Source organism: Streptomyces sp. NPDC002734, assembly GCF_040295685.1.
Taxonomy (GTDB): domain Bacteria; phylum Actinomycetota; class Actinomycetes; order Streptomycetales; family Streptomycetaceae; genus Streptomyces.
The window spans coordinates 43,301-58,340 of record NZ_JBEOVU010000031.1; the positions used below are offsets into that span (position 1 = coordinate 43,301).

Annotated in this window: 14 protein-coding genes and 1 tRNA gene; 6 read left to right on the plus strand and 9 right to left on the minus strand. The window is 74.1% G+C overall.

Annotated features, from left to right (window positions below; genetic code table 11):
• Positions 1 to 7: 7 nt before the first annotated feature.
• The 3 genes from ABT026_RS24585 to ABT026_RS24595 all read right to left on the minus strand — a co-directional run bounded on the left by ABT026_RS24585 (position 8) and on the right by ABT026_RS24595 (position 4,393).
• Complete coding sequence (locus tag ABT026_RS24585; protein WP_351117314.1) at positions 8 to 976, minus strand: serine/threonine dehydratase; 969 nt, start codon at positions 974 to 976, stop codon at positions 8 to 10.
• A gap of 44 nt (positions 977 to 1,020) precedes the next feature.
• On the minus strand, positions 1,021 to 2,478 hold the full coding sequence (locus ABT026_RS24590; protein WP_351117315.1) for a pyridoxal phosphate-dependent decarboxylase family protein: 1,458 nt from the start codon (positions 2,476 to 2,478) through the stop codon (positions 1,021 to 1,023).
• Between the two features lie 85 nt (positions 2,479 to 2,563).
• Positions 2,564 to 4,393 (minus strand): ABC transporter ATP-binding protein, encoded by a 1,830-nt coding sequence (locus tag ABT026_RS24595; protein ID WP_351117316.1) that lies wholly within the window; start codon positions 4,391 to 4,393, stop codon positions 2,564 to 2,566.
• Positions 4,394 to 4,672: 279 nt separating this feature from the next.
• Here ABT026_RS24595 and ABT026_RS24600 point away from each other — a divergent pair, with 279 nt between their 5' ends.
• Together ABT026_RS24600 and ABT026_RS24605 are read left to right on the plus strand one after the other, a co-directional pair.
• Entirely contained in the window at positions 4,673 to 5,830 is a 1,158-nt protein-coding gene (locus tag ABT026_RS24600) for a YihY/virulence factor BrkB family protein (RefSeq protein ID WP_351117317.1), read from the plus strand.
• A 127-nt stretch (positions 5,831 to 5,957) separates the two neighbouring features.
• Positions 5,958 to 6,377 (plus strand): CBS domain-containing protein, encoded by a 420-nt coding sequence (locus tag ABT026_RS24605; protein ID WP_351117318.1) that lies wholly within the window; start codon positions 5,958 to 5,960, stop codon positions 6,375 to 6,377.
• Between the two features lie 140 nt (positions 6,378 to 6,517).
• Here the strand turns inward: ABT026_RS24605 and ABT026_RS24610 are convergent, their stop codons facing one another.
• Positions 6,518 to 7,396, minus strand: coding sequence for an SGNH/GDSL hydrolase family protein (locus ABT026_RS24610; protein ID WP_351117319.1), 879 nt, complete (start codon positions 7,394 to 7,396; stop codon positions 6,518 to 6,520).
• A 272-nt stretch (positions 7,397 to 7,668) separates the two neighbouring features.
• On the opposite strand from ABT026_RS24610, the gene ABT026_RS24615 reads away from it, so the two are divergent.
• The gene (locus ABT026_RS24615) at positions 7,669 to 8,016 is read left to right on the plus strand and encodes a tetratricopeptide repeat protein (RefSeq protein WP_351117365.1); all 348 of its coding nucleotides are present in this window, start codon (positions 7,669 to 7,671) and stop codon (positions 8,014 to 8,016) included.
• 221 nt (positions 8,017 to 8,237) lie between these two features.
• On the opposite strand, the gene ABT026_RS24620 is transcribed toward ABT026_RS24615, so the two are convergent.
• Positions 8,238 to 9,653 (minus strand): dihydrolipoyl dehydrogenase family protein, encoded by a 1,416-nt coding sequence (locus tag ABT026_RS24620; protein WP_351117320.1) that lies wholly within the window; start codon positions 9,651 to 9,653, stop codon positions 8,238 to 8,240.
• A 207-nt stretch (positions 9,654 to 9,860) separates the two neighbouring features.
• Between ABT026_RS24620 and trxA the strand changes: the two genes are divergently transcribed.
• Both trxA and ABT026_RS24630 read left to right on the plus strand, forming a co-directional pair.
• Positions 9,861 to 10,289 (plus strand): thioredoxin, encoded by a 429-nt coding sequence (gene trxA / locus ABT026_RS24625; protein ID WP_351117321.1) that lies wholly within the window; start codon positions 9,861 to 9,863, stop codon positions 10,287 to 10,289.
• A 131-nt stretch (positions 10,290 to 10,420) separates the two neighbouring features.
• Complete coding sequence (locus ABT026_RS24630; protein ID WP_351117322.1) at positions 10,421 to 10,864, plus strand: type II toxin-antitoxin system PemK/MazF family toxin; 444 nt, start codon at positions 10,421 to 10,423, stop codon at positions 10,862 to 10,864.
• A gap of 105 nt (positions 10,865 to 10,969) precedes the next feature.
• Here ABT026_RS24630 and ABT026_RS24635 read toward each other — a convergent pair.
• From ABT026_RS24635 to ABT026_RS24650, 4 genes are all read right to left on the minus strand, one after another.
• Positions 10,970 to 11,044, minus strand: a tRNA-Val gene (locus ABT026_RS24635).
• An 89-nt stretch (positions 11,045 to 11,133) separates the two neighbouring features.
• Positions 11,134 to 11,643, minus strand: coding sequence for an HAD domain-containing protein (locus ABT026_RS24640; protein WP_351117323.1), 510 nt, complete (start codon positions 11,641 to 11,643; stop codon positions 11,134 to 11,136).
• A 61-nt stretch (positions 11,644 to 11,704) separates the two neighbouring features.
• A complete protein-coding gene (locus ABT026_RS24645) occupies positions 11,705 to 12,370 on the minus strand; it encodes a DUF6518 family protein (protein WP_351117324.1) in 666 nt (221 codons plus the stop codon).
• Between the two features lie 160 nt (positions 12,371 to 12,530).
• Positions 12,531 to 13,787: an APC family permease gene (locus tag ABT026_RS24650; RefSeq protein WP_351117325.1), complete on the minus strand. Its 1,257-nt coding sequence runs from the start codon at positions 13,785 to 13,787 to the stop codon at positions 12,531 to 12,533.
• Positions 13,788 to 13,908: 121 nt separating this feature from the next.
• On the opposite strand from ABT026_RS24650, the gene ABT026_RS24655 reads away from it, so the two are divergent.
• Entirely contained in the window at positions 13,909 to 14,973 is a 1,065-nt protein-coding gene (locus ABT026_RS24655; protein WP_351117326.1) for a GlxA family transcriptional regulator, read from the plus strand.
• The last annotated feature ends 67 nt before the right edge of the window (positions 14,974 to 15,040 follow it).

The window sequence follows — 15,040 nt, forward strand, 5'->3', positions numbered from 1 at the left end:
GGGCCGCTCAGCCGGCGAGGTCGGACAGATCCGTGTTCGCGCCGCAGAGGACCACGCAGACCCGCTCGCCCGGCTCGGGGACGTACCCGTGGCCGGGGCCCCGCTGCGGGAGGACCGCCGCGAGCGCGGCCGCCGCGGCGTGCTCCACGGCGAGCCGCCGCTCCTCCCAGAGCAGCCGCCGCGCCTCGACGATCGCCGTGTCGGGCACCAGCACGGACCGCACGGAGTCCTCCCGGGCGGCCGCCAGGGCGTCCGCGGAGACCCGGCGCGCGCCGAGCGAGTCGGCGGCCACCGACCGGACGGGCACGTCCACCGGCCGTCCGGCCTCGAGCGCGGCGTGCAGCGCCCGGCAGTTCTCCGGCTCCACCGCCACCGTCCGCACCCCGTGCGTCCGCGCGGCCGTGGCGACGCCCGCCATGAGGCCACCGCCGCCGACCGAGACGACCACCGTGTCCAGGCCGGGTACCCTCTCGCGGATCTCCTCCAGCAGCGTGCCCGCGCCCGCCGCGATCAGCGGATGGTCGTAGGCGTGGGAGGCGAGCGCCCCGCTCTCCCGGGCGAACTCCTCGCAGGCGGCGGCCGCCTCGGCGTACTCGGAGCCCACCAGCCGTACCTCGGCGCCGAGTTGCCGCAGCCGGCGTACCTTCACCTCGGGCGCCGCCTCGGGGAGGAAGACGGTGGAGCGGACGCCCGCCCGCCGGGCCGCCCACGCGCAGGCGACGCCCGCGTTGCCGCCGGAGGCGATGGTCACCCCGGCGTCGGGCAGCGAGCCCTGCTCCCGGTGCGCCTCGACGAAGTTGAGCGCGCCGCGTGCCTTGAAGCTGCCGGTGAACTGCATCAGCTCCAGGGCGAGATGGACCTGGAACCCCTCGAACGTCCCCGGCTCGGCCGGCGTCACCGTGACCGGCCGGACGCGCCCGGCGATCCGGTCGCGGGCGGACTTCACGTCGCTGTACGCCAGGGATGGGTGCTGCACCTTCGGCTCCTCGTCGCGGGAGAACAGGGTCTCGCCCGATCCTCTCAGACCCGGTAGAGCCGCCCGATCACCTCGGGCAGCAGCCGTTCCGCGAGAGCGGGCGGCATCGCCTGGAGGACCGCCAGCACGGGCGCCGTCCGCTCCGGGAGGGTTCCGTCCTCGCCGACCCCCGCCACCGCGAGCGCGACGGCCACCTCGTCCTCGCCCAGCGCCTCGGGGTCCAGCGCGGCCGCGACGGCGGCGACCTCGGGGTCCACGACGGCCGGTCCCGCCGCGCGCGCCCGGGCGGCGGCCTTCTCCAGCTCGGCGAGCAGTTCGCGCAGGCGTTCCTCGCCGGCGGCGGCCGCGGTGACCGTCAGGTGCAGGTTGGCCGGGGAGGACCCGCGGGCGGGCTGCGGCTGGAGGTACCAGCCGGCCGTCCTCATCTCGTCGGCCAGGACGAACACGTCCAGGGCCGGGTCCTCGGAGGCGACGGCGAGCAGGGAGGCGCGGGGCCGCCCCAGCACGCGCAGCCCGTCGACCGCCGCGATCCCCTCCGCGAGGCGGACCGTCGCCGCGTGGACGCGGCGGGCCAGCTCGACGTAACCGTCCGTTCCGATGTGTTCGAGCACCGCCCAGGCGCCGGCCAGCGGGGCGGCCGAGCGGGTGCCCTGGAGTGTGGGGTTGACGACGGGGTAGCCCGGCCATCCGGCGTGGGCGAACCAGCCGTGGCGTCTGAGGTCGGCGTCGCGGAACAGCACCACCGAGGCGCCCTTGGGCGTGTACCCGTACTTGTGCAGGTCCGCGGACAGGGAGGTGACGCCGGGGACGGACAGATCGAAGGGCGGCAGTCCGGGGGCGTCCGGCGCGAGCCTCAGGTGGCCGAGGTACCAGCCGCCGATGCAGGCGTCGACGTGGCAGAGGACACCTCGCGCGGCGGCCGCGGCCGCGACGTCGGCGACCGGGTCGATCACTCCGTGCGGGTAGGAGGGGGCGGAGACGACCACCAGCGCGGTGCGGTCGGTGATCGCCGCGGCCATGTCCTCGGCCCGGACCTCGCACGTCTCCGGGTCGACGGGCACCTCGACGACCCTGAGTCCGAAGAGGTGGGCCGCCTTGTGGAAGGCGGCGTGGGCGGTGGCGGGCAGCAGCAGTTCGGCGCCCTCCCGCAGCCCCCGTGTCCTGCGGGCGTGCTCCCGCGCCGTCAGCACGGCGAGCAGGCAGCTCTCGGTGCCGCCGCTGGTGAACACCCCGGCGGTGCGGGCGTCGCCGCCGAGCAGCCGGGCCGCGCGGCCGGTCACCTCGTTCTCCAGCGTGACGACGCTGGGGAACACCGTCATGTCCAGGCCGTTGACCCCTGCCACCCGGGCCTGGGCGGCGAGGGCCAGGTCCTCCGCCCCGTCCAGTCCGGAGTCGTAGACGTAGGCCATGGTCCGTCCGCCGCGCACCGGCAGGTCGGCGGCGCGCAGGGCGTCGAGGCGGGCGAGGATCTCGGCCGGGGTCCGGCCAGGCAGTTCTGGCATGCGCGCAACCTAGAACACGCAGGTGACGCCGGGCCAGACCCCGGACGCCCGCCGCACCCGCGAGGGCGGTGCGGCGGGGTGACGCTCAGACCGGGTTGCCGGCCCGGACCGGGTCGTCGTCCTCCAGGAAGCCGCCGGACTGGTGCTCCCACAGCTTGGCGTAGACGCCGTCCGCGGCGAGCAGTTCGTGGTGGGCCCCCTGCTCGATGATGCGCCCCCGGTCGAGGACCACCAGGCGGTCCATGCCGGCCACCGTGCTGAGCCGGTGGGCCACCACCAGTGCGGTGCGCCCCTCCATGAGCCGCCAGAGCGCCTCCTGGATGAGGATCTCGCTCTCCGAGTCGAGCGCGCTGGTCGCCTCGTCCAGCAGCAGGACGGGCGCGTCGCGCAGGATGGCCCGGGCGAGCGCGACCCGCTGCCGCTGCCCTCCGGAGAGCTTGACGCCCCGTTCGCCGACCATCGTCTCGAAGCCCTCCGGCAGCGCGTCGGCGAACTCGGTGACGTGCGCCGCCTCGGCTGCGCGGCGGATCTCCGCGTCGGTGGCCCCCGGCCGGGCGAAGGCGATGTTCTCCTTGAGCGTCCGGTGGAACATCGCCGGCTCCTGCGGCACGTAGGCGATCATGCTGCGCAGGTCGGCCTGGCGGAGCCTGCTGATGTCCTGACCGCCGATCAGGATGCGTCCGCCGTCGATGTCGGTCATCCGCAGCAGCAGCCGGGTGAGCGTGGTCTTGCCACCGCCGGAGCGGCCGACCAGGCCGATCTTCGCCCCGCTGGGCACCGCCAGGTCGAGCCCGTCGAAGAGCGGTGCGCCGCCCCCGTGGGCGAAGGTCACACGGTCGAAGCGGACGTCGGCGCCGTCCGGCCGCAGCGGTTCGGGTTCCGGCGGGTCGAGCACGGTGGGCGGCGACAGCAGCAGTTCGGTGAACTGGGCGGCCTCCGTCATCGAGCTCTCCAGCCGGCGGTAGATCTGGTTGAACTCGAACATGATCCGGGTCGCGTTGGTGTAGTAGGTGAAGGCGACCACGACCGCCTCCACGCTGTGCGTCCCGCCGCCGAGCGAGACCGCGAGCAGCAGCCCCAGCAGGTTGGTCAGCACCGACATGGGAGCGATCAGTGTGTCGATGCGCAGGTTGCCGAAGTCCCAGGACCGCAGGGTGAGACGGCGTGACTCGGCGACCCTGGTGCGGTGCTCGTCCGCCTCCCGCCGCTCGGCGGCGAAGGCGCGGACGGTCTCCATGTTCATCAGGCTGTCGGCCACGTGACCGGAGACCCGGGCGATGGCCTCCTCCCGCCGGGCGACCAGCCGCTGGCGGCGCCGGATGAGCGGGACCACGCAGCAGGCCGTGACCGTGAGCATCGTCAGCAGACCGACGACCAGCAGCGGGTCGTAGTTCCACAGGATGACGGAGCCGAAGGCGAGCGGCACGAAGCTGCCCATGATGTTGAAGGTCAGGGTGTCGGCGAACTCCTCGAAGCGGGTGGCGAAGCTGAGGACCCGCTTGGTGAGGGAGCCGGCGAAGTTGTCGTGGAAGAAGGCCGAGTCCTTGGCGTAGAGCTCGTCCATCCCGACGACGTAGAGGTGCTCGATGCCGTAGGCGTCAAGGCGGTTGAGGCAGTGCAGGCCCAGGCGCCACAGCGCCTCGGCGAACAGCAGCACGCCGGCGAAGCCGAGGACGTAGGGGAGCGCGGAGCCGAAGGTTCCCGGGCCGCCCGGGTCCTTCTCGCCGGCGACGTGGCCGATCAGCTTGGCGACGATCAGCGGGGCGACGTAGTAGAGGCCGATGTTGCCCAGTGCGGGGAGCAGCAGGGCCGGGACGGTGAAGCGCCGGAGCCGGGCGAGTTCCCGGCCGTAGTGTCGGAGGGCGAGGAGGACGGGGCCCTTGCGCGGGCCCTCGCGTTTCTCGGGCGAGTCCATGTGTGTGCGCCTAGTGTCGTGGTGCGCCGGGCCGGACATTTGGGGAGAACCCGGGAGGGGAAGTCTTCCGTGGAGCGCTCCGGCCCGTCCAAGAGTTTTTTTCGGCCGCGACGGAGGTACGGGGCCTGCCGCGCGCATGCCGTCGGACACGCCGTCATGGGCCACTGCGGCCGTCCCGGTGGGCACCGCCAGAGCCCTGCGCGGCGGCCCGTGTCCCCCACACGGAGGTAGGGGCAGACCCCTGTGCGTATCCGGGGGCGCGCAGGATACCCGGCGTTCATGGCGAAAATGCATCTTCCAGGCAGTGGCGACCACGGCGACGGGGACGACGACCGCGGCGGGCGTCCCGTCGGGCCGGACGGAACCGACCGGACCGACCGGACGGACGCGGTGGACGGGGCCGACGGGACGGACCGGACCGACCGTCGTCGCCGCGGCGAGGACGCCGGGGCGGAGGCCTACGGCCCTTCCCCCGCGGTGGAGCGCAACGCCCCCGACAGCCCGTCGAAGCTGCCGAAGCCCCGCTGGGGGAAGGTCTTCAAGGGCGCCCTGAAGGAGTTCAAGGACGACGAACTCACCGACCGCGCGGCGGCGCTGACGTACTACGCGGTCCTCTCGCTCTTCCCGGCGTTGCTGGTCCTGATCTCCTTGCTGGGGATCATGGGGAAGAGCGCCACGGACAGGGTGATGGACAACATCACCAAGCTGGCCCCGGGCCCGGCCCGGGACGTGCTGACCAAGGCCGTGGAACAGCTCCAGGACGGCGCCGGGATCGGCTCGATCATGGCGATCGTGGGTCTGGTCCTCGCGGTCTGGTCGGCCTCCGGTTATGTCGCGGGCTTCATCCGCGCCTCCAACGCCGTCTACGACATCCCCGAGGGCCGGCCGGTGTGGAAGGTGCTGCCGGTCCGGGTCGGCATCACCCTGGTGCTGATGGTGATGACGGCGGCGAGCGCCGTCATCGTGGTCTTCACCGGCGGTCTGGCGCGGCAGGTGGGGACGACGCTCGGCATCGGCGACACGGCGCTGACGGTGTGGTCGTTCGTCAAGTGGCCGGTCCTGATCATCCTGGTGACCCTGATGATCGCGCTCCTCTACTGGGCGGCGCCGAACGCCAAGGTGAAGGGGTTCCGGTGGATCACACCGGGCAGCTTCCTCGCGCTGTTCCTGTGGATCCTCGCCTCCGTCGGGTTCGCCTTCTACGTCGCCAACTTCGGCTCGTACAACAAGACCTACGGGACCATGGCCGGCGTGGTGGTCTTCCTGATCTGGCTGTGGATCACCAACCTGGCGATCCTGCTGGGCCTGGAGTTCGACGCCGAGACGGTACGCCAGCGGGCGATCGCGGGCGGTCACCCGCCCACCGACGAGCCCTACACCCAGCCCCGCGACACCACCGCGTGGGACGAGGACGACCGGCGGCGCATGGAGGAGTGACCTGGGGTGCGGCCCGGACACCGTCGGTGACGGTCACGACCGGAGGCCGGAAGTCCGGTTTGTTCTGTTCGCTCCGGAAACCCGAGGAGGCGGAACCGCACACACCCTTCGAGGAGGAGTGACGACCATGACGACGGCCAAGGACATCATGCACCCCGGCGCCCGGTGGATCCCCGCGGGCGAGTCGCTGGACCGGGCCGCCCAGCTGATGCGGGAGCTCGACGTGGGCGCCCTGCCGGTGGCCGGCGACGACGACCGGATGCGGGGCATCATCACCGACCGCGACATCGTGGTGAAGTGCGTGGCCGCGGGCAAGGACCCGTCGAAGGTCACCTGCGGCGAGCTCACCGAGGGCACGCCGCGGTGGGTGGACGCCTCCGCCGACGTCGACGACGTCCTGCAGGAGATGCGGGAGCACCGGATCAAGCGGCTGCCCGTCATCGAGAACAAGCGGCTGATCGGCATGATCAGCGAGTCGGACCTGGCGCACCACCTGACCGACGACAAGCTCGCCGACTTCGTGGAGAGCGTCTACTCCAGCGCCTGACGGCGCCCGACCACACGCAAGCGCCTGACGGCGCCGGACCCGCGAAGGCCGCCCCCTCCCGCGCCGAGGGGGCGGCCTTCGCCGTCGCGCACGCCGGGCCGGCGCCCGCGGCGGTCCGGCTCGTCCGGCGTGCGGGCCGGTCAGCCCAGGCCGAGCACCGCCATGGTCCGGTCGGCCATCCGGGACTCGCCCAGCGTGTTGGGGTGGACGGGGACGAGGCTGTTGCCGCCGAGCACCGGTTCGATCCACCGGGTGCCGGAGGCCTTGCAGGCGTCGTGCCCCTCGGAGACCTGGGCGAAGTCGACAAAGACGGCGCCGGACTCGCTCGCGGCGCGGGAGAGGGCGTCGTTGAGGTGACCCTGCAGGCTGCGCAGGTAGGGGATGTCGCCCCGGGCGATGGGCAGCTTGGCGAAGCAGGAGGAGTCGAACGTCGCCGGGGTGATCCAGGGGTAGCCCAGGACGGCGATCCGCGCGTTCGGCGCCTTGGCCTTGACGGCGGCCAGCGCGCTCTTCAGCGCCGGGTAGGTGGTGTCGTCGATCGCGTCGGTGAACTTACTGCCGTAGAGCGTCTGGCACGGGTTCCCGTAGCCGGCGGTGACCAGGCCGGCCGAACCGCAGGCCAGCAGCGCCCCGATGAAGGTGCTGTTGTCGTTGCCGCCGATGGTGAAGGTGACCAGGTCCGTGTCGGCGGACAGGGCGTTCACCTGCGGGGCGACGGTCGGGTACTGGGACTGGGTGAAGTCCTTGGTCTGGGCGGCGCCGCAGGTGACGTCGGTGAGCTGGGCCCCGATGCGGCCGGCGATCACCTTGGGGTAGTTGGCCTTGGAGCGCAGACACAGCGGGCTGCTGAGATCGGTGGGTGAGACGCCGGATCCGGCGCTGTAGCTGTCGCCGAGGGCCACGTACGTGACCGGGTCGGCGGCCTGCGCGGGCTGGGCGGTGAGACCGAGGGCGGCGACGGCGCTCGCCGCGAGGGCGGCGGCGAGGGTTCTGCGCAGGCGGCGGGCGGGGTGCGGCATCAGGTCCTCCTGGGGTACGGCGGGGGCGCGGCACGGCGGGGGCCGTGCCGGGGGCGGCGCGCGGGCGGTGGGGGCAGGCGGACGGACCCGGGGGTCCACAGGGCGGACACGCGGGGGTTACTCGCTCGTAATGTCGGGCCCATGACAGGGACTTGTCAACGATCTGGACGTGTCTCGTCGCGACAGAAAGTGTCCCGGGGCCGCCGGGACGCCTCGCGGAACAGTGGGCCGCCGTGCGGTGTTCAGGCGTGCGAAGGGAGGTCGACGTGGAGATGACCAGGTCGTACCACGACCACGGAACGCCGGCCGAGCGCTGGGACAGGGCGCAGAGGCACTTCGGGCGGAAGAACTACGCGGACGCCGCGCGGGTGCTCGCGTCGCTGGTGGAGGAGGTGCCGGAGCAGAGCGGCCCGCGGCTGCTGCTGGCGCGGGCCTACTACCACTCCGCGCAGCTGCGGCGGGCGGAGGCCGAGTGCCGGGTGCTGGTGGAGCGTCACCCGGTGGAGGGGTACGCCCGGCTGCTCCTCGGGCGGACCCTGGAGCGGCAGGGCCGCGACGAGGAGGCGCGCCCGCACCTGCGGCTGGCCGCCGCGATGGCGGGCGAGTTCGAGGACGCGTGAGGTCCGGCCCCGGCGCCCGGCCCGGTTGGTCGGACCCGGGGCCGGGGCTGCACGCGGGCCCGTGGCGGCGGGCCCGTGGCGGCGGGCTTCGGCCGTGTCGGTGCACGGCGGGGCGCCCAGGGCCTCGTGGGGCAGGATCCGGCCGGCTGCGGGCAAGGCTCGCCCAAGCGCCGGCAGGGCCCGGCCGGGGCGCCCCTGGTCCTGCGCCTACCGGGGCTGCCTCAGCCCCGGTAGGCCTCCAGGAGGCGGAGCCAGACCTCGCTGAGGGTCGGATAGGCCGGGACGGCGTGCCACAGGCGCGCGACCGGGACCTGGGCGACCACCGCGACGGTCGCCGAGTGCAGCAGTTCGCCGACCCCCGGCCCGACGAAGGTGACGCCGCGCAGGGTCTCCTTGTCCAGGTCGACGACCATCCGGGCCCGGCCCCGGTAGCCGTCGGCGTAGAGCCCCGCGCCGGCCACGGTGGCGAGGTCCACGTCCACCGCCCGCACCCGGTGCCCGGCCCGTTCCGCCTCGGCGAGGGTGACGCCCACCGAGGCGACCTCGGGGTCGGTGAAGACCACCTGGGGCACGGCGCCGTCGTCGGCGGTGGCGGCCGTCGGCGGCGCCTCCCCCCTGGACCGGGCGGCGATCGCGTCGCCCGCGACGCGTGCCTGGTACTTGCCCTGGTGGGTGAGGAGCGCCCGGTGGTTGACGTCCCCGGCCGCGTACAGCCAGTCGCTCCCGGTGACCCGCAGGGTGTCGTCCACCTCGAGCCACGAGCCGGGCTCCAGCCCCACCGTCTCCAGTCCGAGGTCGTCGGTGCGCGGCGCCCGGCCCGTGGCGAACAGGATCTCGTCGGCCTCCACCCGGTCGCCCGCGTCCGTGACGGCGACCACGGTGCCGTTCTCCCTGCTCACGCCGGTGACCGAGACGCCCGTGCGCACCTCGGCGCCCGCCTCGCGCAGCGCGTCGGCGACGAGTTCCCCGGCGAACGGCTCCATGCGCTCCAGCAGGCCGCTCCCGCGCACCAGCACGGTGACCCGGGAGCCGAGGTTCTGCCAGGCCGTGGCCATCTCGGCGGCGACCACTCCCCCGCCGACCACCAGGAGCCGGCCGGGCGCCTCGCGGGCGGAGGTGGCCTCCCGGCTGGTCCAGGGGGCGACGGATCCGTCGCCCAGCCCCGGCAGGCCGGGCAGCGAGGCCCGGCTCCCGGTGCAGACGGCGACGGCGTGGCGGGCGGTGAGGGTCTCGGTCCGGCCCTCGGGGGTGGTGACGGTGACGGTGCGGGGGCCGGACAGGCGGCCGTGTCCGCGGTGCAGTCGGGCTCCTGCGCCCTCCAGCCACGCGACCTGCCCGTCGTCCTTCCAGTGGGCCGCCTGCTCGTCGCGGTGGGCGAGCACCTCGGGCGTGTCGAGGGGCGCCCGGGCGGCGGCGCGCAGGCCGGGCGTGCGGCGGGCGTCGGCGTGCGCGATCACCGGCCGCAGCAGCGCCTTGCTGGGCATGCAGGCCCAGTAGGAGCACTCCCCGCCCACCAGTTCGCTCTCCACCACGGCGGTGGACAGTCCGGCGGCGAGCGTGCGGTCGGCGACGTTCTCGCCGACGGGTCCGGCGCCGATCACGACGACGTCGTAGGCGAAGGTCTCGGTCTCGGTCATGCGGCTCAGTCTTCCGGGTGGTGTGCGAACCGGCCACACGGGTAGGCGCGCCGGACCCGTCCGCTGGGCCGGACGGGCCTGCCGGGTCGCGGAGGCGGCGCGCGCACGGCCATATGGGGCGAACGGAATACCCCGTCCGGTCGTGCCGTTGTCGTCGGTGGCCGGGCGCAGTCAGCCGTACGACGTCCAGGAAGAGGAAGTCAGCTCATGAGCAGCACCGTGGAGCTCACCAAGGAGAACTTCGACCAGACGGTCACCGAGAACGAGTTCGTTCTCATCGACTTCTGGGCCGACTGGTGCGGGCCGTGCAAGCAGTTCGCCCCGGTGTACGAGAAGGCCGCGGAGGCCAACCCGGACCTGGTGTTCGCCAAGGTGGACACCGAGGCGCAGCCGGAGCTCGCCCAGGCCTTCGGCATCCAGTCGATCCCGACGCTGATGATCGTGCGGGACCAGGTGGCCGTCTTCGCCCAGCCGGGCGCGCTGCCGGCCCCGGTGCTGGAGGACCTGATCGGCCAGGCGCGCGGACTGGACATGGAGGAGGTCCGCCGCTCGGTGGCCGCCCAGCAGGCACAGGCGGAGCAGGGCGGCGGGGCCCAGGGCGGCGCCGCCGGGAGCCAGGGCGGCGAGCCGGCCTGACCGGCCGGAGGGATCACCGCGGCATGTTCGGCATGGTTCGCCGGGTTCGTGAGGTGATGCGGTCCTGGCGGACCGGCCGGGGCGGCGACCCCGCCGAGAGGGCGGCTCAACAGCCCTCCTACGGTGGGGCGATGACCGTTCCCATCGACGAGGTCCCGGGGCGTTTCGGCCCGTCGGCGACCACTGAGGCCGACCCGCGCGCCGTCGGCCGGGTCCGCACCGAGTACTCCCCCGCCCATGACGGCGACCCCGATCCCGGCGAGATCGTCTGGACGTGGGTGCCCTACGAGGAGAACGACGGCCGGGGCAAGGACCGCCCGGTGCTGGTCGTCGCCCGGGAGCCGCGCGGGACGCTGCTCGCGGTGCAGTTGTCCAGCAAGGAGCACGACGGGGACCGCGACTGGGTGCCGATCGGCAGCGGCCCCTGGGACCGCACCGGCCGCCCCTCGTGGGTGGCGGTGGACCGTGTGCTGCGCGTCCACGACGCCGGCATGCGCCGCGAGGCGTGCGCCCTGGACCGCATGCGGTTCAACCTGGTGGTCCACCGGCTGCGCGAACGGTACGGCTGGCACTGACAACACCCACGGGCCGGCGCGCGGTTCATCCCGCCGCCGGCCCGAGCCGCGCGTACATGTACATGTCCCGCCGCTGATCGCGGCGCCGTCCCAGCGTTGGTGAGGGGCGGGGCGGCCGGATTCGAACCGGCGTCCTCCGAGATGTCATCGCGGCGCATTACCTCTGTGCTACGACCCCGCCTTGGCCAGGACCCTACGCCTGCCGCACGACCGGCGCAGCTGCTTTTTCCCTGCCCGCAGACCCCGACGGCCGCTCCGGACAGGGGTGTTCACCTCCCGCCGACGGTCTCGGCGAAGGCGGTCAGGGTGGTCAGGTCGTCGTCGCGCAGGCCGATGCGCGGGTCGACGTGGTGGAGCAGGGCGGGGGCGGGGTGGCGGGCGCCGACGTAGGCGTCGTCCGCGGCGCTCTGTTCGTCGTCCACCCAGGCGAAGGGGCGGCCCTGCGCGTACGCGACGAGGACCTCGGTCTTCCAGTGGACGCCGTCCGGGCGCTCCCGGAACAGGGCCTCGCCGAAGTCGACGTACGGGAGCTCCGGGAGACCGACCACCGGGGCGATCCACCGGTTGGCCTCCGCCATCCAGGTGGTGGCCCAGCACAAGTCGTAGCCCAGGGACAGCAGTTGCGCACCGTGCCCCGGGTGCAGCCAGACGCGGAGCGGGCGGTGCCCGGCGCCCCGCGGCACCCGGATCGTGGTGTAGCCCTCGGGCCGCCTCGTGGGCTTGGCGGCATACGGGTTCAAGGGGCCGTCGACGTCGAGGAACAGCAGTGGACGGCTCATGGTCTCCCCTTCCACGGGGCGTACGGCCGGCCGCCGCCCCCATCCGTGTGCCGACCATGCATCAGCCGAGGAGCGTGGTCAAAAGCAATTCGTAGAAGACGACGTAGGCCAGCAGCGAGAACGGGGCGGCAGCCAGCAGCGTGAGGACGCGTTCCTTGAGGGTGCGGCCCATGAGCAGTGCCGTGAGGACCGCGACGGCGAGGCAGGCCCATGCCTGAGGGGCGTAGTGCAGGGTCCAGGCGTAGTGGACGGCCTCCGTCCCGAAGACGCCCGCGAGGGCGGCGAGCCCGACGACGCGGTGGCGCGGGCGCGCGCCACGCCACCAGGAGCCCGCCACTCCGAACAGGGGGCCGGCGACGAACGCCATGCCCAGCCAGACGAGGGGGGCGAACACGGAACCCATGCCGTCGCGTGCCACCTCCGCGTAGCCGTAGTAGCCGACGACGAGACCGGACTCGGCGCACAGACCCGCGACGGCGGCCGCGGGCAGACCGACCGCGGGCAGGCCGGCCTTCCGGGCCGACACCAGCGCGCCCGCGGCGAACGCGGCGACGGACCACACCGCACCGGAGTTGGCGATCTGGTTCCAGGCCCCCGGAAGCCAGCCCTGGCCCAGGTTGGTCAGCACGCCGAGCAGGATTCCTCCGGTGAACGCCGACGCCGTGACCAGGGCCCAGGCCCTTGCCGTCGTGGCGGGCCCCGAGGCGGTGACGGGAGAGAGGGTCATGGTGGTGCTCACTGTCTCTTCGAATGCTGCGGGGCTCGCGCCCCTCGGTGCACTGGAAGAGACGCACGGCGCCGACGGCACGTTGCCTCGCACCGGCCCCGCGCGTCCCCCCGGCCGCGGTGGCCCCTTGCGTGCCGTCGCCCGACCCGGCGCTCCGGTCTCAGGCGGCCGCGGCGAGGCACGCCGCGGCCCGCGCGCGACGGCGGCGGGTGACGCGGACGGAGACGAGGGCCGCGCAGGTCACCAGGAGCGGCCAGGCCAGGTGGAGGCCGCACAAGGCCAGCAGCGCGGTGACCGCGGCCAGCGCCGCCCAGGCGCAACGACGGCCCCAACTCCGTTGCGGGAGGAGGCGGATGGCGGCGGCGACCCCGATCGCGTACACCACGGCGAAGGAGGCTGCGGAGACCATGACCGCCGGTTCGGCACCCGTCCCGGAGACGGCGACCGCCGCCAGGGTCAGCAGGGCGAGCGTGGCGACGAACAGCAGGCTGCGGCGCGGCGTCTCCCCCGCCGTGCTGCCCCTGGCGAACCACCGCGGCAGCGCGCCGTCCCGGCCCAGGGCGGCGCCGAGCTTGGCGGCGCCGGCGAAGTAGGCGTTCATGGTGCCGAAGGTGAGCAGCAGCGCGGCCACCGCGGCGAGGGGACGCGCGCCCTCGCCCAGGCCGCGGGCCATCAGGTCGCCGAGCGGCGCTCCGGAGCGCCCGGCGCCGGGGCCGAGGACGGCGACGACGGCGAAGGCGGCCGCCAGGTACACCACGCCGACGATCGCGACGGCGGCCCCCGTGGCGCGGGGCAGGTCACGGTCGGGTCGCCGGAACTCGCCCGCGAGGTGGGCGACCGCCTCCCACCCGGCGAAGCAGAACACCAGCAGGGCAGCCGCGGGTCCGACGGCGGACCAGCCGTGCGGGGCGAACGGGCGCAGGTTGGCGGTGTCGGCGTGCGGGAGGGAGAAGAGCACGGCGGCGGTCAGCAGGGCGAGCAGGAGCGCGAAGAGGACGACCTGAAGCCGCCCGGTGAGGCGGAGTCCCGCGGCGTTGACCGCCGTGACCGTGCCCATCAGGCCGGCCGCGGTGACCACGGTGGTGGGCGTCCCGCCGCCGAGCGCGTCGGAGACGTAGGAGCCGCCGAAGAGGGCGGCGGCCGTGGCGCCCGGCGGTATGGCGAGGTAGAAGCACCAGCCGGCGACCGCGGCGCTCCGCTCGCCGAACGCGAGCCGGGCGTAGGTGGAGACGCCGCCCGCGTCGGCGTGGCGGGCTCCCAGGGCGGCGAAGGCGACGGCCAACGGCACGGAGAGCACCACGAGCGCGAGCCAGGCCAGCAGCGAGGCGGGCCCCGCGATGCCGGCGGCGAGCGCCGGGAGGGCGATGACTCCGGTGCCGAGCACGGCGCCCACGGACAGGGCGGTGCCCTGCGCCATGGTGAGCCGTCCGGCCGGAAGGGACGGAGATATGGAGGTGTGCTGGGACATGGCTCCAGCCTCAGCGGCGGCCCGTTCCGCGGACAGTGGCGGAAACGACGGTGTGCGCTACATTCCTGCCATGGACGACAACGGCACGCCCGCCGGCGTCACACCCCGCGACGGCGCACCCCTCGACGGCTCCCCCGCCCGTCCCCACGTGGTGGCCGTGGCGGTGACGGACGGCGCGACCAACTTCGAACTCGCGGTGCCCTGCGAGGTGTTCGGGATCGATCGCAGCGACGTCGTCGACCCCTGGTACGAGTTGCGGCTCTGCGCCGCCGAACCGGGGCCGCTGCGGACCTCCGCCGGGCTGACGCTGAGCACGCGGCACGGACTCGAGGACCTGGCGGAGGCCGACACCGTGGTCGTCGCGGCCTGCCCGCGGCGCGTGCAGCTCGACCCGCCCCCGGGGCTGCTCGACGCGCTGCGGGCCGCCCACGCGCGGGGACGGCGGATCGTCTCGCTGTGCAGCGGCGCCTACGTGCTCGCCGCGGCCGGCCTGCTCGACGGACGCCGGGCGACCACGCACTGGATGAACACCGTGGACTTCGCGCACCGCTTCCCGCGGGTGACCTACGACCCCTCCGCGCTGTACGTCCAGGACGGCACCGTGTTCACCTCGGCCGGCACCGGCGCGGCGATCGACCTGTGCCTGCACCTGGTGCGCACCGACCACGGCTCCGCGGTCGCCAACGAGGTGGCCCGGCGGATGGTGGTGCCGCCGCACCGGGAGGGCGGCCAGACCCAGTACGCCAAGCCGCTCCCGCCGCGCGCCCTGCGACGTGAGGAAGGACTGGGCCCGGTGCTGGAATGGGCCCGTGAGCGGCTCCACGAACCGCTCACGGTGGCCGGGATGGCCCGGCAGGCCCGTCTCGGCGAGCGCACCTTCGCGCGCCGTTTCCGCGACACCCTGGGGACCACGCCGTTGCAGTGGATCCTGCGCGAACGGGTGCTGCTCGCCCAGGAGTTGCTGGAGACGACCGACGACCCGGTGGAGTCCGTGGCCCACCGGACCGGTTTCGGCAACGCCGCCAATCTGCGCCGTCATTTCGGCCGGCTCACCACGGTCTCCCCGCAGACCTACCGCCACGTCTTCCGCCACCGGTCGGCCTCGGCGGCGGGCCGCCCGACGCCGGAGAGGTGACCGGGCCGGCTCCACGCGGAACGCGACCCGGTCGGCCCCTGGGAAGGGCGGCTGCGAGCGGCCCTGG

Bases quoted from the DNA above. Each gene is read 5' to 3' on its own strand.
- ABT026_RS24590 (WP_351117315.1), bottom strand. From the start codon at position 2,478: ATGCCAGAACTGCCTGGCCGGACCCCGGCCGAGATCCTCGCCCGCCTC.
- ABT026_RS24595 (WP_351117316.1), bottom strand. From the start codon at position 4,393: ATGGACTCGCCCGAGAAACGCGAGGGCCCGCGCAAGGGCCCCGTCCTC.
- ABT026_RS24600 (WP_351117317.1), top strand. From the start codon at position 4,673: ATGGCGAAAATGCATCTTCCAGGCAGTGGCGACCACGGCGACGGGGAC.
- ABT026_RS24605 (WP_351117318.1), top strand. From the start codon at position 5,958: ATGACGACGGCCAAGGACATCATGCACCCCGGCGCCCGGTGGATCCCC.
- ABT026_RS24610 (WP_351117319.1), bottom strand. From the start codon at position 7,396: ATGCCGCACCCCGCCCGCCGCCTGCGCAGAACCCTCGCCGCCGCCCTC.
- ABT026_RS24615 (WP_351117365.1), top strand. From the start codon at position 7,669: ATGACCAGGTCGTACCACGACCACGGAACGCCGGCCGAGCGCTGGGAC.
- ABT026_RS24620 (WP_351117320.1), bottom strand. From the start codon at position 9,653: ATGACCGAGACCGAGACCTTCGCCTACGACGTCGTCGTGATCGGCGCC.
- trxA (WP_351117321.1), top strand. From the start codon at position 9,861: ATGAGCAGCACCGTGGAGCTCACCAAGGAGAACTTCGACCAGACGGTC.
- ABT026_RS24630 (WP_351117322.1), top strand. From the start codon at position 10,421: ATGACCGTTCCCATCGACGAGGTCCCGGGGCGTTTCGGCCCGTCGGCG.
- ABT026_RS24640 (WP_351117323.1), bottom strand. From the start codon at position 11,643: ATGAGCCGTCCACTGCTGTTCCTCGACGTCGACGGCCCCTTGAACCCG.
- ABT026_RS24645 (WP_351117324.1), bottom strand. From the start codon at position 12,370: ATGACCCTCTCTCCCGTCACCGCCTCGGGGCCCGCCACGACGGCAAGG.
- ABT026_RS24650 (WP_351117325.1), bottom strand. From the start codon at position 13,787: ATGGCGCAGGGCACCGCCCTGTCCGTGGGCGCCGTGCTCGGCACCGGA.
- ABT026_RS24655 (WP_351117326.1), top strand. From the start codon at position 13,909: ATGGACGACAACGGCACGCCCGCCGGCGTCACACCCCGCGACGGCGCA.